The 21,090-nt window shown below is 32.3% G+C and carries 20 protein-coding genes; 18 read left to right on the forward strand and 2 right to left on the reverse strand.

Features of this window, described 5'->3' with window-relative positions; genetic code table 11:
• The first annotated feature begins 133 nt into the window (after positions 1 to 133).
• The 13 genes from NST87_RS01975 (at position 134) to NST87_RS02035 (ending at position 14,121) form a co-directional block, all read left to right on the forward strand.
• Positions 134 to 1,108 (forward strand): SMP-30/gluconolactonase/LRE family protein, encoded by a 975-nt coding sequence (locus tag NST87_RS01975; RefSeq protein ID WP_026034831.1) that lies wholly within the window; start codon positions 134 to 136, stop codon positions 1,106 to 1,108.
• A gap of 426 nt (positions 1,109 to 1,534) precedes the next feature.
• Entirely contained in the window at positions 1,535 to 2,995 is a 1,461-nt protein-coding gene (gene nhaC / locus NST87_RS01980) for a Na+/H+ antiporter NhaC (protein ID WP_019470014.1), read from the forward strand.
• 245 nt (positions 2,996 to 3,240) lie between these two features.
• Complete coding sequence (cidR, locus tag NST87_RS01985; RefSeq protein ID WP_019470015.1) at positions 3,241 to 4,116, forward strand: cidABC operon transcriptional activator CidR; 876 nt, start codon at positions 3,241 to 3,243, stop codon at positions 4,114 to 4,116.
• 420 nt (positions 4,117 to 4,536) lie between these two features.
• Positions 4,537 to 4,923, forward strand: coding sequence for a CidA/LrgA family protein (locus NST87_RS01990; RefSeq protein WP_019470016.1), 387 nt, complete (start codon positions 4,537 to 4,539; stop codon positions 4,921 to 4,923).
• On the forward strand, positions 4,924 to 5,610 hold the full coding sequence (locus tag NST87_RS01995) for an LrgB family protein (RefSeq protein ID WP_019470017.1): 687 nt from the start codon (positions 4,924 to 4,926) through the stop codon (positions 5,608 to 5,610).
• A gap of 79 nt (positions 5,611 to 5,689) precedes the next feature.
• Complete coding sequence (locus tag NST87_RS02000) at positions 5,690 to 7,432, forward strand: pyruvate oxidase (protein WP_019470018.1); 1,743 nt, start codon at positions 5,690 to 5,692, stop codon at positions 7,430 to 7,432.
• A 392-nt stretch (positions 7,433 to 7,824) separates the two neighbouring features.
• Positions 7,825 to 9,219 (forward strand): YfcC family protein, encoded by a 1,395-nt coding sequence (locus NST87_RS02005; RefSeq protein WP_071562137.1) that lies wholly within the window; start codon positions 7,825 to 7,827, stop codon positions 9,217 to 9,219.
• A 182-nt stretch (positions 9,220 to 9,401) separates the two neighbouring features.
• Positions 9,402 to 9,965, forward strand: coding sequence for a GNAT family N-acetyltransferase (locus NST87_RS02010; RefSeq protein ID WP_019470020.1), 564 nt, complete (start codon positions 9,402 to 9,404; stop codon positions 9,963 to 9,965).
• 149 nt (positions 9,966 to 10,114) lie between these two features.
• Positions 10,115 to 10,630 carry a VOC family protein gene (locus tag NST87_RS02015; RefSeq protein WP_019470021.1) on the forward strand — a complete coding sequence of 172 codons (516 nt, stop codon included), beginning with the start codon at positions 10,115 to 10,117 and terminating at the stop codon, positions 10,628 to 10,630.
• A gap of 28 nt (positions 10,631 to 10,658) precedes the next feature.
• The gene (locus tag NST87_RS02020; protein ID WP_040029759.1) at positions 10,659 to 11,642 is read left to right on the forward strand and encodes a D-cysteine desulfhydrase family protein; all 984 of its coding nucleotides are present in this window, start codon (positions 10,659 to 10,661) and stop codon (positions 11,640 to 11,642) included.
• A gap of 117 nt (positions 11,643 to 11,759) precedes the next feature.
• Positions 11,760 to 12,089, forward strand: coding sequence for a thioredoxin family protein (locus NST87_RS02025; RefSeq protein WP_019470023.1), 330 nt, complete (start codon positions 11,760 to 11,762; stop codon positions 12,087 to 12,089).
• Between the two features lie 219 nt (positions 12,090 to 12,308).
• Complete coding sequence (locus NST87_RS02030) at positions 12,309 to 12,830, forward strand: GNAT family N-acetyltransferase (protein WP_019470024.1); 522 nt, start codon at positions 12,309 to 12,311, stop codon at positions 12,828 to 12,830.
• Between the two features lie 322 nt (positions 12,831 to 13,152).
• Positions 13,153 to 14,121: an alpha/beta hydrolase fold domain-containing protein gene (locus NST87_RS02035; RefSeq protein ID WP_019470025.1), complete on the forward strand. Its 969-nt coding sequence runs from the start codon at positions 13,153 to 13,155 to the stop codon at positions 14,119 to 14,121.
• 464 nt (positions 14,122 to 14,585) lie between these two features.
• On the opposite strand, the gene NST87_RS02040 is transcribed toward NST87_RS02035, so the two are convergent.
• Both NST87_RS02040 and NST87_RS02045 read right to left on the reverse strand, forming a co-directional pair.
• Complete coding sequence (locus NST87_RS02040; RefSeq protein WP_019470026.1) at positions 14,586 to 15,743, reverse strand: ArgE/DapE family deacylase; 1,158 nt, start codon at positions 15,741 to 15,743, stop codon at positions 14,586 to 14,588.
• Positions 15,744 to 15,886: 143 nt separating this feature from the next.
• Positions 15,887 to 16,210, reverse strand: coding sequence for a hypothetical protein (locus tag NST87_RS02045; protein WP_019470027.1), 324 nt, complete (start codon positions 16,208 to 16,210; stop codon positions 15,887 to 15,889).
• Positions 16,211 to 16,638: 428 nt separating this feature from the next.
• On the opposite strand from NST87_RS02045, the gene pgsB reads away from it, so the two are divergent.
• The 5 genes from pgsB to NST87_RS02070 are packed head-to-tail and all read left to right on the forward strand — an operon-like array spanning position 16,639 to position 21,078.
• Positions 16,639 to 17,796 carry a poly-gamma-glutamate synthase PgsB gene (gene pgsB, locus NST87_RS02050; RefSeq protein ID WP_019470028.1) on the forward strand — a complete coding sequence of 386 codons (1,158 nt, stop codon included), beginning with the start codon at positions 16,639 to 16,641 and terminating at the stop codon, positions 17,794 to 17,796.
• 1 nt (position 17,797) lies between these two features.
• Positions 17,798 to 18,250, forward strand: a complete 453-nt coding sequence (pgsC, locus tag NST87_RS02055) for a poly-gamma-glutamate biosynthesis protein PgsC (protein WP_019470029.1) — start codon at positions 17,798 to 17,800, stop codon at positions 18,248 to 18,250.
• A 14-nt stretch (positions 18,251 to 18,264) separates the two neighbouring features.
• A complete protein-coding gene (locus NST87_RS02060) occupies positions 18,265 to 19,335 on the forward strand; it encodes a CapA family protein (RefSeq protein ID WP_040029764.1) in 1,071 nt (356 codons plus the stop codon).
• Positions 19,325 to 19,483: a hypothetical protein gene (locus tag NST87_RS02065; RefSeq protein ID WP_019470031.1), complete on the forward strand. Its 159-nt coding sequence runs from the start codon at positions 19,325 to 19,327 to the stop codon at positions 19,481 to 19,483. The genes NST87_RS02060 and NST87_RS02065 overlap by 11 nt, the downstream gene beginning before the upstream one ends.
• Positions 19,484 to 19,485: 2 nt before the next feature.
• Complete coding sequence (locus NST87_RS02070) at positions 19,486 to 21,078, forward strand: gamma-glutamyltransferase (RefSeq protein ID WP_019470032.1); 1,593 nt, start codon at positions 19,486 to 19,488, stop codon at positions 21,076 to 21,078.
• The last annotated feature ends 12 nt before the right edge of the window (positions 21,079 to 21,090 follow it).

Raw genomic sequence — 21,090 nt, forward strand, 5'->3', positions numbered from 1 at the left:
TCCGTCTTTTTGTGCAATAAATGACTTTGAAATAAAATATAAATATTTTATTTTGTGATTTGAGTTCCATATAATATAAATTATAATATCGAAAGAAAAGATTAAAAGAAAAGATTAAAAGAAAAGAGGGAGTATGATGGGGAATAATCTACCGGCATTATCATATGATCACAAGAATCATTCTGTGGTGCCAATTTTAGCATCTGAACAAGGTCTACAAACAATAACTGCAGAACCTTGGTTGGAAATTTCAGAAGAAGGATTACAATTGGAAGGTTTATGCTTTGATAGGAATGGTGATTTAACACTTTGCGAAGTATTTGGGGGAACCGTTTTTCACGTGACTTTGCCAGACAAAAAAGTTACTCAGCTTTTTACATCACATAAAGAAAATCCTGCAGCTATTAAAATCCATAAGGATGGAAGATTATTTGTTTGTTATTTGGGTGACTTTGAACGTTCAGGAGGCGTGTTTGCAGTTAATGCTGAGGGAGAAACAGAAGAGACGATTGTGTCAGATATTGACACAGAATATTGTGTGGATGATTTAGTGTTTGATAGTAAAGGTGGATTTTATTTTACTGATTTTAGAGGATACTCTACAAATCTTAAAGGTGGCGTATATTATGTTGCACCAGATTATAAATCCATAACACCTGTGCTTCAAAATTTAGCTGTTGCCAATGGCGTAGCTTTAAGTACTGACGAAAAAACACTATGGGTAACTGAAACAAATGCGAACCGATTACATCGTATTGATTTACTAGAAGACGGTGTAACCATTGCACCATTTGGCGCTTCTATACCTTACCATTTTACTGGACACGAAGGGCCAGACTCATGTTGTATAGACAGTGATGATAATTTATACGTTGCAATGTATGGGCAAGGTAGAGTATTAGTTTTTAATAAAAAAGGTTATCCTATTGGACAAATTTTAATTCCGGGTCGTGATCAAGGGCACATGCTTCGTTCAACACATCCAGCATTTATCCCAGGGACAGATCAGTTAGTGATTTGTGCTAATGATATTGAACAAGGTGGAGGTTCTTGGATTTATACGGCAAAAGGATTTGCAAAAGGTCATCATAGCTATCAATTTCAGTAAATATAAACCATAAAACGTTTTAGGATATGAGATAGAAATCTAATTTTATTGAAAAGATTTGATCATCGTACTTAGACAAAGATGACCAGAATAGAAGAAAATATAAAATGATTCTTTGCATTAACGTTCATGTATAACTTCTACTAACTTAATTACTGACAATATGAAAAAAATCTGAGACGAATCAATATCGTCTCAGATTTTTTAGTATACACCATCTTTATGAACGTCAATTATATTTTATTGCTGTAAAAATCAGAGCATTTAAATTATTATTTGAAGTTTATAGACAGGGGAGTAAGACGAGTAATGATGCTGATTTTAAGTGTAACAATAAATTAATTGAGGTAAAATTCACCAAAAATTTATAAATACATTATTGAAAGCGCATACATTTTTAAGTATGATATAAATTAACAAAGGTAGGTGTTTACTATTTTAAAGCCAAAAGATAAGCATAACGAAGAAAAACACGATTTAAAGAAACCACTAGGTGTTACGTCGGCGGTCGTTACATTGTCAATTATGATTATTACGATGTTAATAACTGTGGCTGTATTAGAAAAAGAACCTCATATCCCTCTAATGATTGGTACTGCGGTTGCTATCATGGTGACTATGTTACATGGATATGAATTTAGTGAAGTAGAAGAAATGATGTACAAAGGTATACGGCATGCTTTGCCAGCGATTATTATTATTATACTTGTAGGTTTAGTTATTGGCTCATGGATTGGTAGTGGTGTCGTAGCAACAATGATATATTATGGGCTGCAGTTAATAGACCCACGTTATTTTTTAGCAGTAGTAGTTATATTATGTGGTGTCGTAGCGTTAGCTATTGGCAGCAGTTGGTCCACAATGGCTACTGTTGGTGTTGCATCAATGGGGATTGGTGTTAGCATGGGTATTTCTCCAGGCATGGTCGCTGGTGCAGTCATTTGCGGTGCTTATTTTGGTGATAAGATGAGCCCGTTATCAGATACGACAAATCTTGCTTCAGGTTTATCTGGTGTTGAATTATTTGAACATATTAAACATATGTTCTATACCACAATTCCAGCTGTGATTATTGCGTTAATTACATTTTTCTTTATTGGTATGCAGTATGGTAATAAAAATTTTGATACTAAGCGTATCGATGCAATTCTTAATACTATGCAAGATAATTTTGTGATTACACCATGGTTGTTGTTAGTACCTTTAGTAGTTATTGTATTAGTAACGTTCAAAGTCCCAGCCATTCCAGCAATTTGTGTCGGTATTATATTTGGATTTTTTGCTCAAATTTTTGTACAAGGTGGAAGTATAACAGAAGCGCTGACAGCTTTACAAACAGGATATACAATTGAATCAGGTAATAAACTTGTAGATGAACTGTTTAATCGCGGCGGTTTAGAATCAATGTTTTATACGATTTCATTGACTTTAGTAGCGATGACTTTTGGTGGTGTGTTGGAATATTCAGGCATGCTATCTGCATTGATTTCGGTGATTTTAAAAGTAGCGAGAACAACTGGTTCATTGATTGCGTCAGTGATTGTTTCTTGTATCGGCACTAATTTCACATGTTCAGAACAATACATATCTATTATTGTACCTTCTAGAATGTATGCGAGTGCTTTTAAAGACAAAGGCTTACATCCTAAGAACTTATCTAGAGCATTAGAAGATGGTGGAACATTAACTTCAGTATTCGTCCCTTGGAATACATGTGGTGTATTTATCGCATCAACGTTAGGCGTATCGGTAATGGAGTATGCACCATTTGCTATTGTGAATTATACAGTTCCTATAATTTCAGTTATTTTTGGATTTATTGGGTTTAAAATAATTAAATTAAAAGATTCAGATGATGGAAATACAGACAATGCTAACTTAGCTTAATTTAGTGGATTTTATAAAAATCTATCATTTACTATAAAAAGAGGAGAAATCAAGTATGATATTTGATTTCTCTTTTTTTATAGTGAAAATGAGCATAGAAATTGATTATTCATGTCAGGGTGATTTTCAATAGTCCTAATCATTTCAATACCTTAAATAATGCATAAACTAAAAAGATTGAAAAAATAGTATATAACCGTATACTAGGATATACATATTGAAGTTAAGTATAGAGGAGCACACATATGGATATTAAACATATGAAGTATTTTGTAGAAGTAGTAAACCAACAAGGTATGACAAATGCATCTAAATCATTGTATATCGCTCAGCCAACGATAAGTAAGGCAATTAAAGACATTGAAAATGAATTGAATATGCCATTGTTTGATCGAAGTAAACGTCAACTTGTACTAACAGATGCTGGCTCAGTTTTTTATTATAAAAGCAAAGAAATCTTATCATTATACAAAGATCTGCCTAAAGAAATTAATAGTTTATTAGGTTTAGAAACAGGTCATATTAGCATCGGTTTGTCTGCAGTCATGAATATGAATAAGTTTATTCATATTTTAGGTGAATTCCATCAGCAGTATCCTAATGTAACGTATAGCTTAGTGGAAAACGGTGGCAAAATGATTGAACATCAATTAATTAATGATGAAATAGATATAGGAATTACAACATTACCAGTAGACCAATCTATTTTTCATTCCTTGCCATTATATCAAGAAGAGTTGAAATTAGTTTTGAATAAAGAACACCGACTTGCTCAATATGAACAAGTGAAAATGAGCATGCTAAAAGATGAAGATTTTATACTCTTTAATGAAGATTTTTACTTGAATGATAAGATTATCGAAGCGGCAAAAAATGCAGGTTATATACCTAATACAATATCTAAGATTTCACAATGGAACTTTATTGAAAATCTTTTAAATGCTCATTTAGGTGTAAGTATTTTACCAGAGAACATCGTTGGATTATTAGACAGTGACTTTAAGAATATAACACTTGAGGATCCAGGCATGAGTTGGGAATTAGGTGTGATATGGAAACGAGATAAATATTTAAGCTACGCAACCAGACAATGGATAGATTTTATGAAACAACGTTTATAAAAACGTAGGTTAGTATTCATATTATATATGATCATGAAACAACATTTGACTAAAAAGATTGAATCAATTGTGTGTTAATAATAGTAGTTTCAACCATAGTGTTGAGTAATTTAATGTATTGGTGGGAGTAGATTGCGCAATCAAACGGATGATTTGATTCCAATCCTGTTCCCACTATTTTTAATTATAAAAAGCTATCCTTAAAAAATTATTTGAAAAGGACACATTGTAAAATAGTTGATTTGTTTTATCATGTATAGATATTTGGAATATGTAAAATCGCTTTCATAGAAAAAAGTAATCGGTAATATGAAAAAACAATATTTTTATTATATTTAATGGCGCGTTATACTTAATCATGTAATCAACAAAGCAGTTAAAAAATCAGCAGTTCAAAAGTAATAAAAAGGGTGATGAGTATTGCAGGTAGCGCTAAAAATAATCAAAATTATGTTTCAAGCATTAATAATTATGGGTATTACCTTTATTGGTAATAAAATTCAAATGATTTTTGATATTCCGATTGCAGGTAGTATCGTTGGATTAATATTATTTTTCTTATTACTACAATTTAAAATTATTCCAACAAAATGGGTAGAAGAAGGCTCTAAATTTTTCTTAGCTACCATGGTATTTTTCTTTGTTCCCTCTGTCGTAGGTATTATGGATGTCGCTAATATGATTAACTTTAATTTTATTTTATTCTTTATCATGATTGTTCTAGGCACATGTTGTGTCGCTTTAATTTCAGGGTTTATTGCTGAAAAAATGGTTAAAGCTGAACAATACGGGAATGGTCAAGATTAGATGGAACTTCTAAAAGCATTGTTAATGATTCTACTGACAGTTTTTATGTACATTGGAGCAAAAAAATTACAGTTTCAATATCGGAGCCCATTTTTAAACCCTGCCCTTATATCATCAATTGGAATTATCATTGTATTAATGTTATTTAACTTAGATTATCAACAATATATGGTCGGTGGAAAGTGGATACACCAACTGTTGAATTGTACAGTGGTAACATTAGCATTTCCACTATATCAAAATCGTCATAAAATATTAGCTAATGGTAAAATTATATTTAGTAGTGTGATTACAGCAGTAATTTTGAACTTTGCATTTGTTTATGTCATATTAAAAATGTTTGGTTATTCAAAAGAAGTTATTGTTACGATGTTGCCAAGATCAATTACAGCTGCTGTAGGTATTCAGGTATCTCACCAAATGGGTGGTGTGGATGCAATAGCAGTGTTATTTATCGTAGCAACTGGTTTAATCGGGAGCATTTTAGGTGCATATTTGATTAAATTTGGAAGATTTAGAACTTCTATTGCAAAAGGTTTAACATTTGGTAACGCATCACATGCTTTTGGTACAGCTCAAGCACTTGATATTGATTTAGAAGCAGGTGCGTTTAGTTCAATTGGTATGATTTTGACCGCATTATTAAGTTCAATCGTTCTCCCGATACTCATAATCTTTTTATATTAAGCGTAGTGTTAAAACATAGTATTAACTATTTTAGGGTAAAAAAATAAATCGTTAAAATTTGGAAGGAGCAATTTTTACAATGGCAAAAATTAAAGCAAATGAAGCATTAGTAAAAGCATTACAAGCATGGGAAATAGATCACTTATATGGTATCCCAGGAGATTCTATAGACGCGGTAGTAGATAGTTTAAGAACTGAAAGAGATAATATTGAATTTGTTCATGTGCGTCATGAAGAAGTAGCAAGTTTAGCAGCTGCAAGTCATACAAAATTGACTGGTAAAATTGGTGTTGCATTAAGTATCGGTGGCCCAGGTGTCGTTCACTTACTTAATGGTATGTATGATGCGAAAATGGATAATGTGCCTCAACTTATTTTAGCAGGACAAACAGATAGTACAGCTTTAGGAACAAAAGCATTCCAAGAAACAGACATCAGTAAAATGGTAGACGATGTAGCTGTATATAACCGCCAAATCTCTGAGAATGATAAAGATATATTTGGTATTGTTAACGAAGCAATCCGTACAGCTTATGAGAAAAAAGGTGTTGCAGTCTTAATTCTGCCAAATAATCTATTGACAAACAAAGTGAAAGATACAACAAATACACCAGTGGACACTGCACCACCAGCACGTGTTGCACCAAAACCACGCAGCATTAAAAAAGCTACTAAACTTATTAATAAAAGTAAACGTCCGGTTATGATTATCGGTACGGGTGCTAAACATGCTAAAGATGAAGTGCAAGAATTTATTGAAGCAGTTAAAATTCCATCAATTATCACTTTACCTGCTAAAGGTATCTTAGCAGATGCTCACCCATATAATTTGGGTAACTTAGGTAAAATTGGTACTAAAGTGTCTTATCAAACGATTCAAGACGCTGATTTACTAATAATGGTAGGTACAAATTATCCTTATGTTGATTATTTACCTAAGAAAAATATCAAAGCAATTCAAATCGATACAAATCCAGAAAATATTGGACATCGCTTCGACGTGAATGCAGGTATAATTGGTGATAGTAAATTAGCATTACAACAATTAACTGATAGTGCTAAACATGTGAAAAATCGTGATTTCTTAAATAAAACATTAGAAAGAAAAGCAACTTGGGATTCTTGGATGGATAAAGATAAAGCAGATGAAAGTTCACCAATTCGTCCTGAACGTCTAATGGATGCAATCAACCAAGTGAAAACAGATGACGCGATTTTCTCAATCGATGTCGGTACATCTACTGTATGGTCAACACGTTATTTAGATTTAACAGTGAATAATAAATTCATCGTTTCTAGTTGGTTAGGTACGATGGGCTGTGCATTACCAGGCGCATTAGCAGCGAAACGTGCTTATCCTAACCGTCAAGTAGTGGGTATAGCAGGCGACGGTGCGTTTGAAATGGTAATGCAAGACTTTGCAACAGCAGTACAATATGATTTACCAATGACTATATTTGTTTTAAATAACCAAGAACTATCATTCATTAAATATGAACAACAAGCAGCTGGAGAATTAGAATATGCAATCAACTTCACTGATATAGACTTAGCACAATTTGCAGAAAGTTGTGGTGGCGTTGGTTATACGCTTAAAGATCCTAATAGAATTGATGAAGTTGTAGAAGAAGCAATGGCTCAAGATAGACCAACAATTGTCAACGTTTATGTTGATCCAAATGCTGCGCCATTACCAGGTAAAATTGTTAAAGATGAAGCGATTAATTACGGTAAATGGGCATACAGATCAATTACTGAAGATAAAAAATTAGATTTAGATGAAATTCCTCCAATGTCAACAGCTGTTAAACGTTTCTTCTAAGTTGATATAAGCAAAAATATAGAGACTTTAATTTCTGTGACTAAAATAAACGCCAATTTCTATTGAAATATTATAGAAATTGGCGTTTTCTTTGCTTTGTGAAGTTTTGTATCACGCTCATTTCGGATAGAAAAGTGTCATAGTGTAATGAAAACTAGAGGTATGATATGAGCGAGAGACTACAGGCTCGAATCATATCCCCAGGCAAGCATGCACGTTCAAAATCAAAATATTTTGTAATTTAGTTAAAGATATTTAAATATAGATTGAAAATTCAGCATAATATCTATAAAGTGTATAATTATAACAGTAATTTATTAAATTGATTGATTAGGTTATTTTTTAGATTATGATTTTTTCAATTAAAAACCATTTAATGGGGGATATTTAAAATGTTCAAATCAATTTTTAAAAAGATAACATTTAAAACACCACATACATATGCATTGTTATTATTTATCATTGTAGTGGCAAGTTTACTGACATATTTAATACCAGCTGGGGAATATGCACGCGAAAAAAAAGATGGACAAACATTGGTTATATCTGGTTCATATCAAGAAGTATCACAACATGGCGTTTCATTTTTTGATATATTTCGAGCAATACCAGAAGGATTACTAAGCGGTGGTGAAATTGTATTTTACATTTTCTTAGTGGGTGGCGCATTCGGTATTGTCCATAAAACAGGTGCATTTGAAAATGGTGTGAATAAAGCAATGAGCACTTTAGGATCTTATAAAGTATTGATGATTCCTTTGACTATGACGATATTTTCTATACTAGGTTTTTCAATAGGATTAGCAGAAGAGACGATTATCTTTGTTCCCATTGGAATTATTATAGCGAGAACATTAGGATATGATGCGTTGACTGGAGCGGCAATGGTTATACTTGGAGCAGCAAGCGGCTTTATTGGTGGTATGTTAAATCCATTTACTGTAGGTGTTGCACAATCTGTAGCGGAGTTACCATTATTTTCAGGTTGGGGCTTGCGTTCAATTATTTACATCTTTATCTTGCTGGCAGCTATTACAACAGTGATGATATATGCACGTAAAGTGAAACAAGATATGTCTAAAAGTATTGTTTACGAACTGGAACAAGTTGAAGGACAATCTACGGAAACGATGGATACGCCACGTTTTACGAAACGACAAAAAGTTGGTTTATTACTCATTGTTGCAGCAATCGTATTAAATGTGTTTGGTATTTTTAATTATGGATGGTCCTTTAACGAGATGAGTGCGAACTTCTTATTGGCAGGTTTACTTGCAGGTGTCATAGGAGGATTGGGCATCAACGGTACATTTGAAGCAATGATAGAAGGTATGAAAGATATTTTGTTTGGGGCAATGATTGTTGGCTTTGCTAAAGGTATTATTGTCATTTTAGAAAATGGCCAAGTCATAGATACCATCGTACATGGCATGACAACCTTGCTTACAGATGTACCTTCTTCGGCAGTAATCATCGCGATGTTTGTCTTACAATTCTTTTTGAATTTCTTTATACCATCAGGTTCTGGCCAAGCATTAACTACCATGCCATTAATGGTACCAATCTCGGACTTATTACATATCAATAGACAAGTTACTGTACTTGCGTTTCAATATGGAGATACAATCAGTAATGTCTTATTTCCAACTTCTGCAATTTTAATGGGTGCTTTAGCTGTTGGAAAAATATCTTATACTCAGTGGCTTAAATTTGCTTGGAAATTAATTTTAGTATGGGTAATCATATGTTGTATTGGCATGTCTATTGCCTTGATAATAGGTTATTAAGTAGTGATTTGCTAAGTCATTATACTAGCTTGAAATTCATGTTATTAGGAGTAGTCTCGGATATTAAAGGATTAATTAGATATCTGAGATGCTCCTATTTTTTATTTAATCATTAAAGTGTTGAAATATTCAGAAATTACAAATAAGATATGGTATAAGACATAATTATAGAAGGTGAGACAATGCAATATAGACCGTTTATAGAAATACTGCCAAATGTTTCATTAAGACCACCAGACCTTAGAATGGCTGAGTCATTATTTGAAACCATTCAAGAAAATTTTACACATTTATCGAGATTTTTAGATTTTATTACCGAAGATCTCACTGTAGATGCAGAAAAATCATATTTGAAAATGATGATACAACATCAAGCTGAAAGTAAAGGTCAATTATTTCTAATCTATTATGAAGATAAATTGATTGGCACAATAGATTTACATAAAATCGATTTAAAAAATAAAAAAGCAGAAATAGGTTATTGGCTGGCGAAAGGATATACAGGGAAGCGAATTGCGACGGAAAGTGTGGTGTTTATATGTCATTATGCATTTGAAATTTTAGAATTGAATAAACTCACGATTATTGCAGACGTAAGAAATATTGCTAGTAACAAAGTTGCAGAAAATGCAGGTTTTCATTTTGTCGCAACTGATATTCAAGACATGTTTGATGGTGAAAAATATCAGGATATGAATCGATATATTTTATTGAAAAATCATTTTGACTTGGCTGAAAGTAATTAAATGTTAGATTGATTGTCTGTATAGAACATGCTTAACGGTGTTTGGTGTGTCCAAGTCACAGACAATTGTTAGTTAACTTAGTGTATTGACTGATATTAGCTATGATATAAAGCAGACGAAAAATGATATATAAGGGGGATTACAACTTGATGACTAGAGGTATTAATCATATTGGTTTAACTGTACCTGATATTGAAATAGCAACTGCTTTTTTTAAGGAAGCTTTAGATGGTCGTATTGCTTATGATAGTCAAACTAAAATGGATGAACCTAGAGGTGGTCAATTTGTTGAACATGTATTGGGATTGGAGAATGGCGCTGAAATCGTTAAAAAGAGAATGATGGTGTTCAATGATGGACCTAATATAGAGATGTTTGAATTTGTATATGCAAATCAAAAAAGCGCTGTAAATTTACAAGACATAGGTTATACACATATTTCATTTTACGTGGATGACTTTGAAGCATCGTTTAATAAAATCAAGCAAGCTGGGGGACAACCTATTTCTGAACCGCATAGTAATACAAAATATGAAGATACAGATGGTAATCGAACGGTATATGTTAAAACTCCTTGGGGGAGTTTAATTGAGTTGCAAACGATACCAAATGGTTATTATTATCCTAGGGATAGCGAGGCAAGCGTATTTATTCCAGAAGTGTAAGAAATATTGACGCAGGAGGTTGAAAATAATGTTAAATAAAAAGTTAGATGTCGCCAACTTACCCACGCCTATTCATAAGTTAGAACACTTAAGTAAACGTTTGGGCAAAGAAATTTATATTAAAAGAGATGATTATACTGGCACTGAAATATCAGGGAATAAAGTAAGAAAGTTAGAGTATACGATACAATATGTAATTGATCATGGCTATGATACGATTATTACGACAGGTGCAATCACATCTAATCATGCTAGAGCAACAGCAGCACTATGTGCAAAATATCAAATTGAATGTCATCTCGTGTTAAAAGGTACAATGAAATCTTTTGAAGGTAATTTATTCTTAGATGCTATGCTTGGTGCTCATGTACATGTGATTGACGACGATCAGTCTCGAGAAATAGCGATGGCACAATTGAGCCATACACTAGAAAATAAAAACAAAACACCTTTTATGATACCAACTGGCGCATCAGATTGGATAGGTACGCATGGTTATATCAATGCTTTTGAAGAGATTATAGAACAAGAGGCTGAATTAGGTTGTCATTTTGACTCTATTAATGTAGCTGTAGGGTCAGGTGGCACATATGCAGGTTTATGGTTTGGTAAACACAGTCACAACCTACCTACAAAGATAATTGGATATGCAGTTAATGAAAGTGCAGCAGCCTTTAAAAATAAAGTGCAAACAATCATTAAACAGTTAGATGAAAGCATAGATACATTCGATACAATTACCATTAATGATAGTTATATTGGATTAGGTTATGCACAAGCAACTGATGAAGAATTAGCATTTTATATTGATATTGCACAACAAGAAGGTATTGTTTTAGATCCAACCTATACAGGAAAAGCTTTTAGAGGTATGGTTAAAGAAATTCAAGAAGGAAAATATGATGATCAACAAACAATTTTGTTTATTCATACAGGTGGGCTACAAGGTTATACTGAAGAAACGAGAACGCGTATTCAACGATTACTGCCAAATTTCAATAATGATTTGTAAATATATTTAGATATGATGATTACGTGCACATTTGGTAGTCGAAAGCATATAAATTGCGAAGCATGCTATATATGGTGCATAATATTAAACACTTTATAATTAAGGAGGGTGTTCTATATGACTCAAACATTAACTTCCATGGATGAATATCATTCATTTATTAACAAACAACCGCTCGTAGTCATTCATGTAATGAGAGATAATTGCAGTGTTTGCCATGCGGTGTTGCCGCAAATTGAGGACATGTTGCGTGAATTCCCAGGCATACCATTAGGTGTGATTAATCAAAGTAATATAGAAGAAATAGCTGGTGAATTATCTATCTTTACAGTGCCGGTTGATTTGATCTTTCTCAACGGTAAAGAAATGCATCGCCAAGGTAGATTTATTGATATGCAACAAATAGAACACCAATTATCCATGATGTATGAAAGTTTAAAATCATAAATGAATATGAAATAGTGTTGAATTATAAGTACTTAGACATCCTGTTGTTAGTTTATTAACATAAAAGTAATACTAATAATAGGATGTTTCAATTTTTAAAAATTTATAATTAAAAGTAAATTGTCTAAAATAAAAATGAGGTAAATTAAAACACAAGTATCATATATAATAAAAATAATGTATGATAAGATTAATCTATTGAATTGGGGAGGAGTATTTATGCGCATAGAAAGAATATGTCCGAATGAAGCTGAAGCGCTGTATACTTGCATGAAAAAGATTGATCAAGAGACACAATACATGCTCTATTTACCTGATGAAAGAAGTTTTAATAAAGATAGATTCGTTGATGATATTAAACACAACTTCTATATTGGTGTTAAAACTGATGAAAATGACATTCTAGGATATTTATCTGTACATATTAGTAGATTAGCAAAAATCAAGCATATCGGTTATATTGTAACCGGAGTGATAAACGAAAAACATCATCAAGGGTTAGCAACAAAGATGTTTCAAGAAACAATAAAATGGGCTGAGCGTAAGGGGTTAAGAAGACTAGAATTAACTGTCATTACAACTAATACTCCAGCAGTTAAATTTTATGAGAAATTAGGATTCAAAATTGAAGGTATCAAACATGAATCTATTTATATGGATCAAAATTTTTATGATGAATTATATATGTCAATGATGATAAACCAATCATTTTCAATAGATTCAGATATACTCGAGAGCTAACCTAATACAAATTAACATTACATCATTTCGTAATGAAATGTACAATACATATTAATAAAATGAGTTAACTATAATTCAACTTCGCTCTAGTTTTGGAAAATTGTATCCAAAAGGCGTTTTATAGCTTGTTCTTAAAAGGATTACTTGCTATTTTTTGATGTGTGAAATGCACTAATTATACAACTTATTTGAGCATGGCAAGCTTGTGTGTGATGTTTAAGTGCTTTAATAAACTTATGGATGAAGCACAATATAGAGTTTATCTTATTGTTGAGACTAACTCTATAATCACGAATTAATTGTTCACTGGAGGTAATATGAAATGCTAAAAAGAATAGTAAGCATTGCAAGTGTTAGTGTGATAGCTTCATATTTGTACGCTAAGCTTATAGAAAAACGTAGTTATAAAAGCTTTTTGTATGAAATAATGATTAGAGCAACAAAGATGAAACAACCATTTGAAAAGAAAGTAAACGCACAAAAAGCACTTGAATTTGTTAAAGCACAAACACAAGGCGAGTATGAAGGTACGAATTATCACTTTGACAATGCTGTTTATACTAAAAAAATTCACAATGTAACCAATTATATTGTGAATGATAAAGAAGATCGTCAACAAAAAGTAGTGATATACATTCACGGTGGAGCGTGGTTCCAAGATCCACTGCCATATCACTTTGAATATATAGATATGTTGGCAACAGCTATTGATGCAAAAGTAATAATGCCAATATATCCTAAAATTCCGCATGCCACATATAAAGAAACTTTCGAATTACTAGAAGTGATTTATAGACGTGAATTAGAACAAAAAGTGAGTTCAGAACGTGTTGTTATCATGGGAGATTCGGCTGGAGGCCAAATTGCATTATCTTTTGCACAGTATTTGAAAACAGTGAATATGTCACAACCAAGTGATATTGTGATGATTTCACCAGTACTGGATGGTACATTTAGTCATCCTGAAGTTTACAATTATGAAAAAGTTGATCCAATGTTAGGGATTGAGGGCAGTAAATATTTAATTAGTTTATGGGCTGGTGAACTGTCATTAACGGATTGGAGAGTTTCACCAATTTACGGAGCATTCAATGGATTAGGAAAAATGACTATTTCAATTGGCACAAAAGAAACGCTTTATCCTGATGCGGTTAAATTATCACAAGCGTTAAATGCTCAAGGTATTGATCATAACTTTATCCCAGGATACCAGTTATTTCATATTCATCCTATCTTTCCAATTCCTGAAAGAAAAAAATTTATCAATAAGTTGAAAAAAATTATAGACTGATATAATCACGTTCTAACGCGATAAAGAGTATAAAACATAAATCTCAGAAAAATAGCATTCAGATGATTTAATTCAATTCATCTGAATGCTTCTTTTTTTATTCAATATTTTTTATTGTTGGTTCGCTTTCTTTGGGGACGGATTCAACCTACAGTCTTCAACTTGTTCTATTTCCTCAAGCGTCTCTCCCCAATGCGTAACATTATTGAATTCGAAAAATGTAGTATAGGTTAGAAAAACAAACACGTCAAAAGTGAACTTGGTTTTGACTTAATAGCACTTGATATAAGAAAGTAGTAGATTAAGGAGATAACTATGATCAAAACAATAATGAAAAAGACAAATTCTATACTTTTTCAATAGAAATTGTCTGTTTTTACTTGTCTCAGAACTTTATGTCCCAGAGTCTTTTGATTTTATACTATTTTATCAAAATTGTATTTATGATTGATTTATAATCATACTTAGTTTGAATTATTTAGGTAAGTTGAGAAGAAATCTGTAAATAAATCAACAAATGTCAGATATATATCCTTTTCTACGTGCTCATCTACTTGGTGTGCTTGACTTACAGCCCCAGGGCCATACATGATAAATGAAAAGTTTTCATCTTTGTCTACTAGTAAATCAGACGCGTCGGTAACACCAGGTGAAGCTTCAGTTGGTAATGTTGTATTTAAATATTTTTCTCCCATTTCAACAGCAAGTTCAGCTAATTGGTTTTGTCCTGTAGTATAAACAGGTGGTCTAGACATGTATGTGTCAATATCAATATCCGTTTGTTCAGTTTCGACTTGTTTTAAGATTTCATTGAAATATGAAATGAACTGTTCGTTATCATGCTCAGGAATCGTACGAATATTAAATTCAGATTCAGCATGTTCAGGAATGGAATTCACCTGATTACCACCGTTGAAAATTGTGGCATTCATAATTGCATTGCCTAATAAATCATTACTTTTAGTGAATTTTTCAAAGCCTTCATCAGCTTTATAAACAAATTTTACTAATGGTGAAATTGCATTGAAACCTAGTTGAGGCATAGAACTGTGTGATGCCTTACCACGGGAAGTGACACGAATATCCATTGATCCTTTATGTGCATAAATAATTCGATCTTGAGAAGGCTCAGCAATCACTAGTGCATCAACATCATCCATATATCCTTTATCTTGAAAAGCTTTTGCGCCTTCACCTACGATTTCTTCACCAGCAGTTGCTAGTAAACGAATTTTCCCATGTTGCAATAAGTTTTGGTCATGAATATCTATCATACTGATTACTAATGCTGCTAAACCTGATTTCATATCAGCTGAGCCACGGCCGTATAGTTTACCATCGACTTCAGTAAGTTTGAATGGATCATACGTCCATTTACTTTCATCGCCCGCAGAGACAACATCCATATGACCGGAGATACCTAATACTGGGCCATCTTTACCGATTTCAGCAACTAAATTTGCACGACTGTCGTTAATTTTAATGATGTCGGATTTTATGTCATGTTCTGCTAATAACTTTTGCAGATATTCACAAACTTCGATTTCATTGTCATTAACTGATTTAATGCTAATCAAGTCTTCTAATATTTGAATTTTTTCTTGATCAGTAAATTTACTCATAGTAAAAACCTCATTTCAGATATAATAAGAAAGCTAATATCTTTATTATATCTGAAAATTCAGACGCTTTGAAATTATACCCCTTTGTAAAAGTGCATAATAATGAGATTTTGAACAAATTGTCAAAAATAGTTTACAAAAAGTTAAACATGGTTTTTAGATGCATCATTATCTAAAGACCATGTTTTTATCGTGTTATATTGATTGATTGTTGGTTGAGTCATGTGTTTAGATTGCAAATGTTTAGGGATAGAGCGGTTTTCTTGTGTAGATGGTTCAGAAGGTTTTGAAGTATTTTTGGTCTCATCTACATTTTCAATATGTCTTGTATTATCTGTATCAAGTACTGCACCACGCATATCATTACCTTGGAAGCTACCTACTAAAATCATGATTAAATAACCACAAGTTATAAGTGCAACAATAATGAGATAAAGCGAAACAGTTAGCTTTACAGGTTTGCTCATGTCCATCCTCCTAGAGTATCTTTAATTCCTTTCATCCTTAAGATAACATTCGAATTTTAATAATGTGTAAATTTCAAGTAAATATTATATTTCATGTTTTCAACCTTTATTATTAATTGATGAAAAATTTTTAAAAAAATTTTTTACTTAAATTTTTTTATTGAAGAAAAATGAATAACGTTGATATGAAAGTATTTCATTTAACCTTTAATATAATTTTACATTGAATGTAAATGTGTATTTACATTCAATTAACAGTTAATTTATAGACTTTATATAAAATCAACAACTACGTGGTAGCATGTCAGTATTGAAAGGTATAAAGATTTGTTTATACACAAAGGCCATTTGTTGTGCTAGATATTTTCACTAGATTAATGATCTTTGCACGCAATTAATAAATACGCAGATGAAAAGAGGGACAGAGTTTGCTACTAATCATAATTTGTATAGGTGTAATTCTATGGTTAGGAATCGTCGAAAAACGAAGACATTCTGACAGATTAGAAAAGATTCCTATACGTATTAATATAAATGGTATTAGAGGTAAATCAACGATTACACGCTTGATTTACAGTATTTTGCGGGAAGATAAATACCGCGTGATTGGTAAAACAACTGGTACAGATGCACGCATGATGTATTGGTTCACACCGAGAGAATATCCTGTATATAGAAAACCTCAAGGTGCAAATATAGGTGAACAACGTGATATCGTCAGAAAAGTTGTGAAGCAAAGAGCTAATGCATTAGTTAATGAGTGTATGGCAGTTAATCCAGACTATCAAATTACATTCCAAAAAGATTTAGTGAAAGCGAATATTGGCGTCATTGTTAATGTAATGGAAGATCATATGGATGTGTTAGGGCCAACGTTAGATGAGGTTGCTCAAGCATTTACAGCAACTATTCCATACAAAGGGCACCTCGTCGTAATGAAGGATGATTATACTAAATTTTTTGCTAAAGTAGCCAAACGGCGTAAAACAAAATTAATTGTTGTTGATAAAGAAGAGGTACCAGAATCATATTTACGAGAATTTGGATATATTGTCTTTCCAGATAATGTAGCAATTGCAATGGGTGTAGCTGAAGCATTAGGCATCGACAGAGATACTGCTTTAAGGGGGATGTTAAATGCGCCACCTGATGTAGGTGCTGTGGAAGTCAAATACTTTAATGCAAATAATACAACTAACGTGTATGTGAATGCTTTTGCAGCAAATGAGCCACAGTCTACTAAAGCCATTTTAAATAAAGTAGAGTCATATAATTACCCATATCAAAGAATTGTGATTATCTTAAATTGTCGTTCAGATAGGGTAGATAGAACTCGACAATTTGCAGAGAATTTCATAAAAGATGTACCGTTCGATACATTAATTTGTACTGGAAAAAGTACTCAAATGGTTACGGAAGTAATGAGAGAATTACCCGATAAAAAATATTTGAATTTTGAAGGTAAAAATATAAATGAAGTTGAACGTGCGCTTTATGCAGAATCACACAATGCTTTGATTTTCTGTGTTGGTAATATTCATGGACCAGGAAAAGAAATCGCACAATATATAGAAGGGATACATTAATATGATAGGTTCAGAGTTATATTTTTCATTATTCGTGGGGATCGTTTTAAGCCTCATTTTTGCCGAGAAATTCGGTATTAGTCCTGCTGGATTAGTTGTACCAGGATATCTAGCACTCATTTTTGATCAACCAATCATGCTACTATCTGTATTAATCATTAGTTGCATTACATATTTTATTGTGAACCATGGTATTAGTCGCTTTGTCATTCTCTACGGGCGCAGGAAATTTGCTGCAATGATATTAACCGGAATGGTATTAAAATTTGTATTTGACTTAATTTATCCCTTAACCCCGTTTGAGATGGTAGAAATGTCTGGTATTGGCGTCGTAATACCAGGTATCATTGCAAATACTATACAAAAACAAGGTGTTGTAATTACTTTATCTACATGTATGTTATTAACATGTATTACATACATTGTTTTATTCTTTTATAGCTTTATTAATTAGTAAGGAGCAGATATATGAAGCAATCTAAACGATTCTCTATCGATGAGCGTGTTTTGAAATGGACAAAACGCCATAAAAGAAGGAATTCCATATATACCGGCTTGATATTAATTATAGCGTTGATTTTGTTAGTATTTGTGTTGAAGCATCAGGATTTTGAGCCTGTTAAAGCTATGAATAAAGGAAAAGATGAAATTAAGCTAACATATCTAGGTAATGTGGAATTAAACAAACATACAAGAAAAAACAATATTAATGATACTTTTAGTGCTGTCGAAAACATGTTGAAAGATAGTGATTATTCTACAGCAAGCTTGAATTTAACCAAGTTTTCAGATGATAGAAAAACAAATATTAATAAAAATTTAGAAAATGTAATGTTTTTAAAAAGTTTAAATATTAAAAGTTTAAATATTATAAATCAAGTTACTGATAACATTACAGCAAGAGATTTTAGTAAAGCTGTTGAGGCTCAAAATGGATATAATTTTTTAACTGGTAATGGTTCTAATCCTATCAACAGTAAAACAGTACAACAAACGGTAAAAGGTAAAAAAGTAGCTAATGTTTCCTTTACAGACGTTGAGTCTGATTACACCGATCCTTTAAAAAACACTACATCCATCAGCTTGGAACCTAATATTTATGTTCCGTTAATAAAAAAATTGAAAGAAAAAAATGATTATGTAGTCGTTAATGTCGACTGGGGTATAACCGATGAAAGGTCAGTAACAACAAGGCAAAAAAAATATGCACACTCTTTAGTAGATGCAGGTGCTGATGTTATCGTCGGACATAACACAGTTGTTCAGGAAATTGAAAATTATAAAGATGCCAGCATTTTTTATAGTTTAGGTAATGTAACTTCAGAAGGTTTTTTATCAAAGAATAAACAAGGTTTAGCTGTCCAACAGAATTGGAACGGTAAAAATTCTAAATTCATGATTACGCCGATCAAATCAGTGGGCGGTAAATTGACTAAATCTACACCTAACAAAATTGAAGAAACAAAATTATTAAATAACATTAAAGGTGACAATATAAATCTTAAAAAAGAGAATGGAGGTTATACGTATGAACATTAAAGATCATTGGGTAAGTATTACAATCATTGCAGTTGTGTTGATAATATTCTTACTAATTGTATTCGCTAGAGCGAACGAAGGTTTAGACCGTTATGAACAAAATGAACTTAAATCTTCACACCATCAATATTTATCTAAAGGAGCTTAGCTATGAGTATTTATAATAAAAAAACGCTCATCGTAATATTACTCCTTACTATTATCATATCCTTTGCATTTTATATGATTACAAAAAAGGATAATTATGATAAAGATGATTTATATGAAAATAAAATTGCGGATCATCAACAAGACATATCGGATAAAAATTACGGTGTAGCTTCAAATAATCCGATTGCTACACGTGTTGGAGAAAAAATATTGAAAGATGGTGGTAACGCAGTTGACGCGTCAATCGGAGTGTCATATGCTCTTGCTGTAACTGAACCACACTCTTCTGGCCTAGGTGGCGGAGGTGCGATGCTGGCTTACGATGGTCAAGAAAATGTTGCACCAAAACAATGGCAGTATAAAGATATTTCTTCTTTTAATTACAAGCAAAAAGATAAAATTGGTGTTCCAGGTTTCGTTCGAGGTCTTGAAGATGCTCATAAAGAAGCAGGGAAAATGGATAGAAAGAAAATCATGAACTATGTTATTCCTTTAGCTGAAGAAGGCTTTGAAGTTGATTCAGAATTAGAAAGAAGTTTGAAACTATATGGTTCAGATGTAGATAGAGATTCACCTTTCTTTGAAGGAGAACAAACCAAAAGAGAAGGTGATGTCATTAAGCAACCAGCTTTAGCTAAAACATTAAAAGGTATCAGAGATAACGGGCCTAATTATTTCTATGATAAAGTTGGTAAAAGTATCACTAAGCAAACGGATGACAAACTGACAGAAAAAGATTTCCAAAGTTATAAAACAGAGAAAAAAGAGCCAGTAAGTACAGACTATTTAAATAATAAAGTTTATGCTGCATCTAATCCTTTAGGAGGATCACTGATGCTACAAGGTTTAGAAATTGATGAAGCTACTAATAATCAAGCAGCTCAAGGTGATCGTTTGGATTATATCACTGGTATTTTAAAATCTAGAGATTTGATGTACCGAAATAGGGATATTGTAAATGGGCAAGATGAAGACTATGATGAATATCTTTCCCAAGATTACCTGTTAGGTAGATTAAATGAAATTAATTTTGAAAGTAATTTCAATACAAATAACATTGATAATACGAGCACAACACACTTTGTGGTTGTTGATAAAGATGGACAGTTGACAAGTACAACGAATACGTTAGCAAGCTTCTTTGGTTCAGGGGAGTATGTAAAAGAAGGATTCTATATGAATAATTCATTAAGTAACTTCTCTTCTAATCCATCTAGTCCAAACTATGGTGCCAAACATAAGCAACCACGCTCATTTACTTCACCGAGCATCGTAGTTGGACCAGATTATTACATGGGTATAGGAACACCAGGTGGTAACAAAATTCCGACTACGCTCAATGAGGTTATTATTGATTACTTACGTAGCGATGGTACACTACAAGAATCTATTGATAAACCACGTTTTTATAACGATGGAGGAAAAATCTTTTACGAAAATGCTACAGATCAGCAAGATATAGACATTTTCAAAAGTTTAGGTTTTGAAATTGAAGAAAAACGTAATGATCCTAACTTTGGAAGTGTACAAGCTGCGCTTTATAATAAAAATGATAAAACAGTAGAAATCGGTCATGATGTGGGTAATAGATAGTCTATTTTCAAT

This window comes from Staphylococcus sp. FSL W8-0271 (genome assembly GCF_038006605.1).
Lineage (GTDB): Bacteria > Bacillota > Bacilli > Staphylococcales > Staphylococcaceae > Staphylococcus > Staphylococcus cohnii.

Bases quoted from the DNA above. Each gene is read 5' to 3' on its own strand.
- NST87_RS01975 (WP_026034831.1), top strand. From the start codon at position 134: ATGATGGGGAATAATCTACCGGCATTATCATATGATCACAAGAATCAT.
- NST87_RS02030 (WP_019470024.1), top strand. From the start codon at position 12,309: ATGCGCATAGAAAGAATATGTCCGAATGAAGCTGAAGCGCTGTATACT.
- pgsC (WP_019470029.1), top strand. From the start codon at position 17,798: ATGATAGGTTCAGAGTTATATTTTTCATTATTCGTGGGGATCGTTTTA.
- cidR (WP_019470015.1), top strand. From the start codon at position 3,241: ATGGATATTAAACATATGAAGTATTTTGTAGAAGTAGTAAACCAACAA.
- NST87_RS01995 (WP_019470017.1), top strand. From the start codon at position 4,924: ATGGAACTTCTAAAAGCATTGTTAATGATTCTACTGACAGTTTTTATG.
- NST87_RS02065 (WP_019470031.1), top strand. From the start codon at position 19,325: ATGAACATTAAAGATCATTGGGTAAGTATTACAATCATTGCAGTTGTG.
- NST87_RS02020 (WP_040029759.1), top strand. From the start codon at position 10,659: ATGTTAAATAAAAAGTTAGATGTCGCCAACTTACCCACGCCTATTCAT.
- NST87_RS02060 (WP_040029764.1), top strand. From the start codon at position 18,265: ATGAAGCAATCTAAACGATTCTCTATCGATGAGCGTGTTTTGAAATGG.
- NST87_RS02040 (WP_019470026.1), bottom strand. From the start codon at position 15,743: ATGAGTAAATTTACTGATCAAGAAAAAATTCAAATATTAGAAGACTTG.
- NST87_RS02000 (WP_019470018.1), top strand. From the start codon at position 5,690: ATGGCAAAAATTAAAGCAAATGAAGCATTAGTAAAAGCATTACAAGCA.
- NST87_RS02005 (WP_071562137.1), top strand. From the start codon at position 7,825: ATGTTCAAATCAATTTTTAAAAAGATAACATTTAAAACACCACATACA.
- NST87_RS02070 (WP_019470032.1), top strand. From the start codon at position 19,486: ATGAGTATTTATAATAAAAAAACGCTCATCGTAATATTACTCCTTACT.
- NST87_RS02025 (WP_019470023.1), top strand. From the start codon at position 11,760: ATGACTCAAACATTAACTTCCATGGATGAATATCATTCATTTATTAAC.
- NST87_RS02035 (WP_019470025.1), top strand. From the start codon at position 13,153: ATGCTAAAAAGAATAGTAAGCATTGCAAGTGTTAGTGTGATAGCTTCA.
- NST87_RS02010 (WP_019470020.1), top strand. From the start codon at position 9,402: ATGCAATATAGACCGTTTATAGAAATACTGCCAAATGTTTCATTAAGA.
- NST87_RS02015 (WP_019470021.1), top strand. From the start codon at position 10,115: ATGACTAGAGGTATTAATCATATTGGTTTAACTGTACCTGATATTGAA.
- NST87_RS02045 (WP_019470027.1), bottom strand. From the start codon at position 16,210: ATGAGCAAACCTGTAAAGCTAACTGTTTCGCTTTATCTCATTATTGTT.